Source organism: Ottowia oryzae (assembly GCF_003008535.1).
In the GTDB taxonomy this organism is placed as follows: Bacteria; Pseudomonadota; Gammaproteobacteria; order Burkholderiales; family Burkholderiaceae_C; genus Ottowia; species Ottowia oryzae.
In genome coordinates, this window is the sequence record NZ_CP027666.1 from 2,340,466 (window position 1) to 2,350,931 (window position 10,466).

At 69.8% G+C, this 10,466-nt stretch carries 8 protein-coding genes; 1 reads left to right on the plus strand and 7 read right to left on the minus strand.

All coding sequences use genetic code 11. The features are described 5' to 3' along the window. Nucleotides 1-38: 38 nt before the first annotated feature. From C6570_RS10840 to pbpC, 7 genes are all read right to left on the minus strand, one after another. Nucleotides 39-320, minus strand: a complete 282-nt coding sequence (locus C6570_RS10840) for a DUF3325 domain-containing protein (protein WP_106703216.1) — start codon at nucleotides 318-320, stop codon at nucleotides 39-41. Beyond that, nucleotides 317-1,996, minus strand: a complete 1,680-nt coding sequence (locus C6570_RS10845) for a PepSY-associated TM helix domain-containing protein (RefSeq protein WP_106703217.1) — start codon at nucleotides 1,994-1,996, stop codon at nucleotides 317-319. The genes C6570_RS10840 and C6570_RS10845 overlap by 4 nt, the downstream gene beginning before the upstream one ends. Next, entirely contained in the window at nucleotides 1,993-2,352 is a 360-nt protein-coding gene (locus C6570_RS10850) for a DUF3649 domain-containing protein (protein ID WP_106704649.1), read from the minus strand. The genes C6570_RS10845 and C6570_RS10850 overlap by 4 nt, the downstream gene beginning before the upstream one ends. 110 nt (nucleotides 2,353-2,462) lie before the next feature. Continuing rightward, entirely contained in the window at nucleotides 2,463-4,829 is a 2,367-nt protein-coding gene (locus C6570_RS10855; RefSeq protein WP_245896166.1) for a TonB-dependent receptor, read from the minus strand. A 331-nt stretch (nucleotides 4,830-5,160) separates the two neighbouring features. Continuing rightward, nucleotides 5,161-6,204 (minus strand): FecR domain-containing protein, encoded by a 1,044-nt coding sequence (locus tag C6570_RS10860; protein ID WP_106703219.1) that lies wholly within the window; start codon nucleotides 6,202-6,204, stop codon nucleotides 5,161-5,163. Next, nucleotides 6,201-6,716: a sigma-70 family RNA polymerase sigma factor gene (locus C6570_RS10865; RefSeq protein ID WP_106703220.1), complete on the minus strand. Its 516-nt coding sequence runs from the start codon at nucleotides 6,714-6,716 to the stop codon at nucleotides 6,201-6,203. The genes C6570_RS10860 and C6570_RS10865 overlap by 4 nt, the downstream gene beginning before the upstream one ends. A 339-nt stretch (nucleotides 6,717-7,055) precedes the next feature. Continuing rightward, nucleotides 7,056-9,311, minus strand: a complete 2,256-nt coding sequence (gene pbpC / locus C6570_RS10870; RefSeq protein ID WP_106704650.1) for a penicillin-binding protein 1C — start codon at nucleotides 9,309-9,311, stop codon at nucleotides 7,056-7,058. A gap of 266 nt (nucleotides 9,312-9,577) precedes the next feature. On the opposite strand from pbpC, the gene C6570_RS10875 reads away from it, so the two are divergent. Then, on the plus strand, nucleotides 9,578-10,237 hold the full coding sequence (locus tag C6570_RS10875) for a GAF domain-containing protein (RefSeq protein ID WP_106703221.1): 660 nt from the start codon (nucleotides 9,578-9,580) through the stop codon (nucleotides 10,235-10,237). The last annotated feature ends 229 nt before the right edge of the window (nucleotides 10,238-10,466 follow it).

Sequence of the window (10,466 nt, forward strand, 5' to 3'; positions counted from 1 at the left end):
CTTTTCTTGAGACACAACAAAAAAACGATGCGGGCGCGTCAGCGGCCCATGCGGCGGCCCCACGCGATCAGCGCAAGAAACACCACGCCAGCGGCGGCGCTGGTGTGCCCGCTGTAGGCCACCAGGCCGATGCCCCAGCCCATGGCGGCCACGGTGCGCCACAGCGCCAGCAACAGCAGCACCCAACCTACCGCGCGCAGCGCGCGCGCGCTGGGCGGCGGCAATTCGCGCCCCAGCGTGGTGCGCTGCGCGCGGTCGGTGGCCAGGGCCAGCGCGGCGAAGCCGGCCAGACAAATCACAAAGATGGTTACGTGCGTCATAGCGCTTGCCCCGCTGCTTCGGTTGGCGCCGCTGGGCTGGCTTGCAGCGCGGCGGCCGGCACCGGCTTGCGCGCGGGTTTGGTCTTGGGCTGGTGCCGCGCCGTGCGCACCGCCAGGTAGGCGTGCAAGGCGGCCAATGCCAGCAGCGTCAGCTCAAGCCCGGCGAACACCCAGTCGCCCTGCGCCACGCTGCGCCACAGGGGCCGGTCGGTCGTCAGCGCATTGACCAGCGGCAGCAGCGCCAGCGCGGCGGTGGCCACCCACAGCAGCTCGATCCACGCGCGCTTGGCGGGCCGCGCCATCGCCCACAGCAGGCTCAGGCCCCACACGATGAAGAAGCTGTGCACCTCCCAAGCGCTGCGCTCGGCCATGTCCAGCGGCAGCAGGCGGTTGGCCCACAGCATGCCCGCCATGGCGATCGACAGGCCGGCGATGGCCGCGATGTTCAGGCGCTCGACCAGCCGAAAGCCAAAGTAGGGCTTGGCCGGGTCGGGCAGCTTGGCGCGGCGCTTCACCGTCCACAGCACCAGCCCCGTGCCCACCATGGCGGTGCCCGCCAGGCTGACGAGGAAGTACAACCAGCGCAGCGGCATGTCGGCAAAGCGGCCCAGGTGCAGGGCGTACAGCACGCCCCGCGTCTCGGCGGCCGCGCCTGTTTTGTCCTTGATGCGATCGAGCTTGCCCGTGGCGCCTTCAAACACCATGTACTGCGGGCTGTGCGTTGCGCGTTGGACGTCGCCGCGCACCACCACCACCTGCGCGGCGGCATCGCCCGGGTTGGTGACCACCACGCGGCTGATGTTGTCGTGGCCCCAGCGCTGCTGCGCCTGCTGCACCATGCCGGCCATCGGCGCCAATTCGGCCCGCTGGCCAGTGGGCTTGGCGGGTGGCAAAAAGGCGCTGATCTCGGCGGTCAGCGCCCGGCGCTCCACCGGGGTCTTGAAGGCGAGATCGCTGCCCCACGGCATGTAGAGGAACATCAGCGTGACCAGCCCGCTGTACGTGATCATCAGGTGAAAAGGCAGGCCGAACACCGACAGCGCGTTGTGCGCGTCCAGCCAGCTGCGCTGGCCCTTGCCCCAGCGGAAGGTGAAAAAGTCGATGAAGATCTTCTTGTGGGTGATGACGCCCGAGACGATGGCCACCAGCATGAACATCGCGCAAAGCCCGGCCAGCAGACGGCCCCAGATCACCGGGATGTAGTGGAAGTTGAAGTGAAAGCGGTAGAAGAACTCGCCACCCAGGGTGTCGCGCGCGGCCACCTTGGCGCCGGTGGCGGGGTCGAACGTGGCGTCTTCAAAGCCGCGGCCGCTGGTCGCCTTCGGGTTGCGCCAGAACGCGGTGGACACGTTGTTGCGGTCGTCCGGCAGGCTGAAGCTCCACTGCGGGCTGTCGGGCGCCATCCGGCTGAGTGTGTCCACCAGGCGCTGCGCAACCAGGGCCGAATCGGGCACCTGCGTTTGCTGCGGCAACTCGGGGCGCATCCACTGCGAAGTCTCGTCGCGGAAATACGCCACCGTGCCAGTCAGGAACATGGCGTACAGCAGCCAGCCCACCAGCAGCCCGGCCCAGATGTGCAGGTCGGACATGGTCTGGCGGATGCCGGGCGCCTTTTTCTCTGGTGCCTTTTTCTCCGGTGCCTTTTTGGCGGGCGTTGCCTTGTCGAGCGCGCTCATACTGAAGCCCCTTTCGTGGCCCACCAGGCCGCCAGGGCCAGCGGCACGGCCACCACGATCAAGCCCACCCAGGCGCGCGTGGCCGAACGCACGGCAAACACCCACACCACCGCGCCCGCGTACACCGCAAAGCTGGCCAGCATGCCGGTGAAGACCGCCTCGGTCACCGGCATCGGCAGCGCCAGCGCCGCGATCGACGTCAGCGCTGCTAAGCCGTAGCCGCCCAGAATGGCGGCGACGATGCGCGACACCAGCGGCCCCGTGGCCCATACCTTGGCCAGCGTGGCGCGCACCGCAGCGCGGCGGGGCACCCCGCGCCGCGGCAGCAAGCCGCCCAGACGTTGGTCGGCGCTCATGGCGTGGGCGCCGGGCACGCGGCGGTGCGGTGGTTGGGGACAGATAGGCGGTTCATATCAAAAAAGATAGCTGTTGACGCTGGTGAGGCGGGCACTGGGGCCGTGTTTCATCAAAAATCTACGGAGGCGGAAAGCTGGAAGGTGCGCGGTGCGCCGGTGCCGCTGGCAAGCGAGCCGGCCCAGTACGCCTTGTTCGCCACGTTCAGCACGGCGGCGCGCAACGTCACCGGGCGGTCTGCCACGCGCAGGGCGTAGCGCGCGCCCAGGTCGAACACGGTGCGGCCGGGCACGGACAGTGAGTTGTCGGCGTTGATGTACTGCTTGGACATCGACAAGGCGTTGCCCGTCAGCGTTAGCCCGGGCAGGGCGGGCACATCCCATTCCACGCCCAGCTTGGCCTGCCACTTGGGCAGCGCCGTCGCGTAGCGCCCCTGGTTGACGCCGCCGGCGGTCTTGGTCATCTTGGCCTCGGTGTAGGCAATGCCGCCCAGGAGGCGCAGGCCTCGCGTGGCTTCCCCGAAGAAGCCCAGCTCCAGGCCACGGTTGCGCTGCTCGCCGCCGAACGAATAGAGGTTGCTGACCGGGTCGGTGTAGGCGCCGGGGCGGGTGATCTCGAACAGACTGAGGGTGGAAGCGAAGCCGCCCATGTCCACCTTGACGCCCACTTCCTTTTGCTTGGATTTGAAGGGCGGGAACACTTCCCCGGCGTTGGCGGCCGTGCCGGGCGCGGTGCCGCCCTGGCTGAGCCCTTCGATGTAGTTGCCGTAGACCGACACCCGGTTGCTCACCTTGACCAGCACGGCTGCGGCTGGCGAGGTGGCGCCGGCGTCGTAGCGGGCGGTGCGCGCGCCCGTGCTGCCATCGAAGGTATCGCTGACCACGTTCTGGCGGCGCGCGCCCAAGGTGAGCTGCACGGCGTCCTGCGCGAACGACAGCGTGTCGGCAATCCCAAAACTGCTGGTGCGCAGCGCTCCGGTGCGTGGAATCGCGGCTTGGCTGTAGGCGGTGCTGACGCTGGGGCCCCAAACCGGCTGGTAGATGTTGGTGAGGTAGTCCTGCGCGAGCATGTTGCGCAGAAACCCGAACTGGTTGTTGTGCTTGTAGTAGGTGGCGGTCAGCGCCAGCTCATGCCCCACGCCGCCAGTGGCGAACTTGGCGCGCGCGCCGATCTCGGCGGTGTCTTTGTCGAAGATGGAGCGCTGGTGCGCGAAGTTGTTGCGGTAGTCGCCTGCGGCGTTGATGATGGTGTAGGTCGAGCTGGCCAGCGCGTCGAAATCCGTCTTGCCGTGCCCGTAAGCGGCATAGGCAGTGATGTTGCGTGTCACATCCACTTCGCCGCGCAGCAGGATGGCGTGGTCCTTGGTGGTGCCAAAGGTCCAGTCCGGCGCGAGCAGGGTGCTGGGCTTGGGTGGCCTTGGCACGGCCACGCCGGGCGCCAGCGACACGCCGCGGTTCAGGCCGCGCGTATGGTCGTCGTTGCTGTAGACGTCGGCAGACAGGCGCACGCGGTCGGTGCGCCAGTCCAGGCCCAGGGCGGCCAGTTTGGCGGACTTCGACTGGTGGTCTACCGCGGTGTCGCCCTCGCGCCAAAGGCCGTTCACGCGAATGCCCAGTTCCTGGTTGGCGCCAAAGCGCCGGCCCACATCGGCATGCACGCCCAGCTGCGCGTCGGACGTGTAGGTGGTGGTCACGCGCGCCAGCGGCACGTCGCCCGCGTGCTTGGGCACGAGGTTGATGGTGCCCCCCACCGAGCCGCCCGGCGGCATGCCGTTGAGGAGAGCCGAGGGGCCCTTGAGCACCTCGACGCGCTCGGCCAGCTCGGGCGTGACTCGCCAGTACGGAATCAGCCCATACATCCCCCCATAGGCGACATCGCTGGTCGCCACGTTGAAGCCGCGCAGCGTAAAGCTATCGCTCAGCATGCCCGTGGCGCCGTTGTTGAAGACGCTGGGGTCGGTCAAGGCGATCACACGGCTCAGCTGGTCGGCCTGCAGGTTCTGCACGTAGTCGTCCGTGTAGCTGATGCTGTTGAACGGCGTCGTCATGAAGTCCTTGTTGCCCAGCAGGCCCACCCGGCCGCCGCTGGCGACCTGGCCGCCCGCATAGGCTTCAGGTAAATCGCCCGGGCGCGCCGCTGGGGCGCTGACCGTGACGGCGGGCAAGGTGCCGGCATCGGCTTCCGCGCCGCGCGCGACCGATGCGCTGGCCGCCGCGGCCGGCGCAGCGGCTACGCTTCGCAATTGATAGCTGCCATCGCCCTGGCGCACGGCTTGCAGGCCGGTGTTGGCCAGCAGGGCGGCCAGCCCCGTGTCCACGGTGAAGCTACCCCGCAGCCCTGGGCTGGCACGTCCTTTGGTCAGGTCGGCAGGGAACGAGAGCAGGATGCCGGCCGCACTGCCGAAGCGGGTCAGTGCCTCGTCCAGCGAACCAGCCGGGATCTCGTAGCTGCGAGACGCCGCCTGCGCATGAGCTGGCATTGGCGCCGCAGCGAGGCCGCCCACGGCAACACTGACCAGTGCAAGGTGCGCGGCTCCAGCAAGCACCGAGCGCGTGAAGGTGACACGCCTGAAGAGGCGATGGACTGATGGGTAGGTAAACGTCGGCTGGCGCATGGAAGGTCTCATGTAGGAAAGGGGTAAAAGCAATCGCTTCACCCTTCCTGTCGCACGAGCGCCGCCAAAGCGGACATTCACAGGCCAAATAAGCGTTAAACCGCCCGCCACCATCCCGTGCGAGCGCGTGCCGCACGCGCGCAACGGCGCCGCCGGGCACGCGATGAGCTTGGGTAGAACGCTGCGGCGCATGGCGTCAGGCCCTCCCCGCCGAGGTGAGGCGCATCGCCTGGGGCCGCCACAGTCGGTCGACCACCTCAACGCGCAGCGACAGCGCCTGCGCCACGCTGCGCAGGGCGGCGTCGACGTTGCCCGTGGGGTACGAGCCCGAGATGCGCAGCGCGGCGACGGCCGGGTCGCAAGACAAAGGCCTGTCGCTGTAGCGGCCGAGTTCCTCCAGAAAATCGTCCAGCCGCATGGACAGGGCCACCAGGCTGCCGTGCGTCCACGCGGTGTCGGTCAGCGCATCGGCGGGGCTGGCGGTCCGGGCGCCCGCGGCGTTGAAGCGGGTTTGCTGGCCCGCGCGCAGCAGCACGGAGCTGGCGTTGGCGTCGGAGGGGCGGATCTGCACCGCGCCGTCAAAAACGGCCACGCGCGTGGCGTGTTCGTCCTGGCGCACGCTGAACCGGGTGCCCAAGGCCTGGGCTTGCCCGTGGCGGGTTTCAACCACAAAGGCCCGCCCAGACGCCGCGGCGCCATGCGCCGTGGTGATCAGCACCTCACCGGCCACCAGCTGAAGCCGCCGCTCGGCCGCGCCAAAGCGCACGTTGATGGCGCTGGCGGTGTTCAGCACCACCGTGCTGCCGTCGGCCAGCGTGGTGGCGCGGCGCTCGCCCACGCCCGTGCGCAAATCGGCCGCCATCTCGCGCCAGGGCGCGTGGCGTTCGACCAGCCACGCGGCGCCGCCGCCCACCAGCGCGATCGCCAGCGCCTGCGCGGCGCGCCGGCGGCCCATCTTGGGCGGGTCTTGCAGACCGGCGCGCGCCACGGCCGCCGCCAGCGGCGACGAAGCCGCGCGCAATTGCTGATTGACGCTTTCGATGCGCAGCCACGCTTGCTGGTGCGCTGGGTCGGCGGTCAGCCAGCGCTGCCAGTCGGCCAGCACGGCCGGGCTATCGTCCTTGTCGCGCAAATCCAGCAACCACTGCACGGCCTCGCGGGCCGCTTGCGGCGCGACAGGCGCCGAGTTGGGCGCGTCGTGCGGCAGTTCGCTGGCGGAAAGGCGGGCTGAGGCGCTCATGGGCCAACACCGAGCACATCGGCGAAGTAACACTGCTCGGCTGCGCGCGTCAGGTGGCGGCGCACCGTGCGTTCGGTGACGTTCAGCTGCTGCGCGATCTGCCGCTGGGTCAGGCCGTCCAGCTGGCTGAGCAGGAAGGCGCGCTTGACCGGCGCCGGCAGCCCGTCCAGCAACTCGTCCAGCTGCTGAAGCGCTTCCAGCACCAAGGCGCGCTCTTCCGGCGAGGGCACCAGCGCGGGCGGCAGGCAGCGCAGGGCGTCCAGGTACGCGCGCTCAAGCTGCTCGCGCCGCCAGTGGCTGGCCAACACGCGTGCGGCCACGGTGGTGAGGAAGGCGCGCGGCTCATGCAGCGGCCCCAGCCCCTGGCGGGTGAGCAGCCGCACGAACGTGTCGTGCGCCAAGTCGGCCGCGCGGTGCGTATCGCCCAGGCGGCGGCGCAGCCACGCCTGCAGCCACACGTGGTGGTTGAAGTACAGGCTTTCGATGCTCGTCAGGGCCAGGTCGTCGCGCATGAATCGGCTCCGCAATCGCGCGCCGTGCGTGGCGATTGAGGATGAACCTACATAAGAATGATTCGTAATTGTATTCGTGACGCAAGTCCATTCGCCAAGAACCGCACCAACGCGGGGCCTCGTTGCTGCGTGCAAGGCTCGCCAACGCGGGGCTGCCGCCCTCGGCAGACGCACTCGAGCGGGCTGCACAGAGCCTCCAACGCTCCTGAAACAATAGCATCAACCGAAGGTGCCGCTTGCGCTGGCGGCATGTGAGGCCCTAGTGCTGTGCTGCGCGCCGCGTCTGCCGGGCGCGCTCACGCGCTGGACGCCGATGGCGCGGCACTGTTCAGCGCAGACTCAGCGCGGCCGCGCCCCCGGCTTGGCCGTGGCGCCGCGCACTTCCAGCCTGCGCTCGTCCAGCACCTGGCCTTGGGCGTTGCGCAGTTGCACGACGTGGCGGCCCGGCCAAGGCAGCCATTGGGCGCGATCGCCTCGGCCGATTTCGCGCTGGCCGATCCACCAGCGCAGCGTGCTGGCGGGGGCGCTGCCGGGTTCGGCGCTGAGGGTCAGGCGCTGGCGGGCGGGGGGAATGTCGGGGTCCAGCGCGAGGATGGTGCCGTCCTGCGGGGCGGTGATGCGCGCGGGCACGGCGTCGCCCGCGTTGGCGTTGGCTGCGCGTTGGCTTTGTGAGCGTTTTCGGCCTCTGGCGCTGGTGGCGCCTGAGCTGGGTGCTTTTGAATCTGTAGCAAAGAGCGCCTGCTCGGTGCCTTTCAGAAACCACTCGCTGCGCGCCGCTTCGATACCGTCGCCAAAGGCCACGCGCTGTGCGATGACGCCCGGCGGCGGCGTGGGCGCGCGTGAAGGCGTGGCGGCCCCGCCGCCGCGGGCGCCGTGCAGCGCCTGCATCAGCTCGGCCCACACGGGCGCGGCGCCGCTGGTGCCGCTGACGTCCCACATCGCCGCGCCGCTGGCGTTGCCCACCCACACGCCGACGGTGTAACGCTGGCTGTAGCCCACGGCCCAGTTGTCGCGCATGTCCTTGCTGGTGCCGGTTTTGACGGCGCTCCAAAACCGCGTGGCCAGCAGCGAATCCGACCCGAATGTGGGCGCGCGCGCGTTGGTGTCGGACAGGATGTCGCTCACGATGAAGCTGGCGCCAGGGTCCAGCGCGGCGCGGAACACCGGCGCGGTGCCCGGCAGCAGCGCCGTGGGGCTGACGCGCCCGCCGTTGGCCAGCGCGCGGTAGGCATTGGTGATCTGCAGCAGCGGTATTTCGGCGCTGCCCAGCGCGAGGCTGTAGCCGTAGTAGTCGCCGCCTTCGCGCAGGCCGATGCCCAGCGCGCCCAACTGGCGGGCAAAGGCGTCGGGCGTGACCATGACCAGCGTGCGCACGGCGGGCACGTTCAGCGACGATGCCAGCGCCGTGCGCGCCGACACCCAGCCCTTGAAGCGCCGGTCGTAGTTCTGCGGGATGTACAGGCCGCTGCCGGTTTGCAGGTCGGCGGGTGAATCGTCGATGAGCGACGCGGCTGTCAAGCGCCGCTCGGCCATCGCCTGGGCGTACAGGAAGGGCTTGAGCGTGCTGCCCGGCTGGCGCGGCGCCAGCACGCCGTCAACTTCGGCCGCCGCGCTCAAGGCGCCGGTGGAGCCCACCCACGCCAGCACCTGGCCGCTGGCGTTGTCCAGCACCAGCACGGCGCCGTCTTCGACGTGGCGGCCGCGCAGTTCCTTGATCTGCTGCGTCAGACTTTGCAGCGCCACGCGCTGAATGCGCGCATCCAGCGTGCTGGTGACGGTGGCTGGCAGCGCCTCGCCCGGGTGCGCTGCGCGCCACGCGGCCAGCACGCGCCGCGCGGCGTGCGGGGCCACGCCGTCGCTGGTCACGAAGGCGCGGCGCGACAGGGCGACTTCCGTCTGCATGTCCAGCGCCACGCAATCGACCTTGCCCGCAGGGGCCGCGCGCATGGCTTTCAGCACGCCGCAGGCGCGTTCGGCCACCAGCGCGGGGCGGGCGTTGGGCGCGCGCACCAGGGCGGCGGCAATGGCGGCTTCTTGGTCTTGCAGCCCGTGCGGGGCCTTGGCAAACAGGGTGCGCGCCAGCGCGTCGATACCGACCAGCTCGCCGCGAAACGGCACCAGGTTCAGGTACGCCTCGAGGATTTGGTCTTTGCGCCAGCTGCGCTCCAGCTGCGTGGCCATCACCGCCTGGCCGACCTTTTGGCGCAGCGTGCGGCCGCCCGTGCCCAGGCGCAGGTCGTCGTCCAGCAGCCCGGCCAGCTGCATGGTGAGCGTGGACGCGCCGCGCGTGCGCGTGTTCCACAGGTTGGCCCAGGCGGCGGCGCTGACGGCGCGCCAGTCCACCCCGGCGTGCTCGTAAAAGCGCTGGTCTTCCGACAGCACCAGCGCCTGGCGCAGCGCGGGCGAGATGCGCGCCAGCGGCACCCATTCGCCACGGCGCACGCTGGCGTCGGTGCGCAGGCGCTGCAGCACCTCGCCGCGCCGGTCCAGCACCACCGTCTCAGATGGGCGGTATTCGGCGCGAATCGCGTCGAACGTCTGCGCGCCCGCGCCTGCGGGGGCCAGGCAAGCCAGCGCGAGCAGGGTGGTGGCCATTGCCAAGCCAGGGCGACGCCCCCATGCGGCGGGCTGCCGGCGCACCGGCGGTGTGCGCAAGCCAGAAATGGCGCCGCCGGGCAAGCCGCAGCCCGTGGCGCCGGCCCCACGCCAGCGCCAAAAAGCCGTCACTGCGGCCGGCAGAACCTTCTGGCACAAGGGATTTCTATGCTGCGTCACTGGCTCTGTAAAAAAACGTAATAGATAATCTGGTTCGACAGGGTCGGCGCCGCCGATTCCGATCACCCCAAGCAGAACGCCCCATCATGTTCCACTGGCTGACCCGAAAGCTCCGTCGCATCCCGGCAGACGCCAGCGCTTCCGACCTGGCGCGGCTGGACGCGTTCCCGGACACCTTGCAACTGACCCGCCCGCTGCAGGACGCCAGCATGTGGGAACCCACCGTGCCCTTGATCGGCGTGCCCGATACCGCCGACGGCGCGCGCGACGACAACGAGCGCCGCAGCCTCGCGCTGCTGGAGGCGCGGGGCATATCCGCCCTGCAGTACGTCGCCGAAACGGCCGCCCGCATCTGCGAGACGCCGATGGCGGCGGTGTCGATGATGGACGGCGAGTCGGTGTGGTTCCCGGCGGCAACGGGCATCGAGCTGCAACGCTTGCCGCGGGCCGGCTCCTTCTGCGCCCAGGCGATGGAAGGCTTGCCCGATCTGCTCATCGTGCCCGACGCGATGCTGGACGCGCAGTTCAGCCAGCAGCCGATGGTGGTGGACGCGCCGCACATCCGCTTCTACGCGGGCGCGCCCTTTGTCACGGCCAACGCCGTCACCTGCGGCACCGTGAGCGTGGCCGATGTCGTGCCGCGCGAATTGACGCCGGTGCAGCGGCGCACGCTGGAACTGCTGGCACGCCAGACGGTGATGCTGCTGGACGCGCGGCTGCGCAACGAGGGCGAGCCGCTGGCGTAATGCCCGGTCAGCATCGGGGCCGGTGGTCAGCCCGTTTATCAGGCCTTTTACTATCATTTGAATAGCTGCTGGCGCACACTGCTGCTGCGCCAGGGCCCGATTTGATATCCATTGCAGATGGGCGGGTTGCATCCCGCGTGCGCCGCTGAGTTGCGCCGGCGCGCCAGCGACCTGGCGCACGGCGCGCGGACAAAGTGACGGCGCACGCCGGTGCCAGCACGCTCGGCAG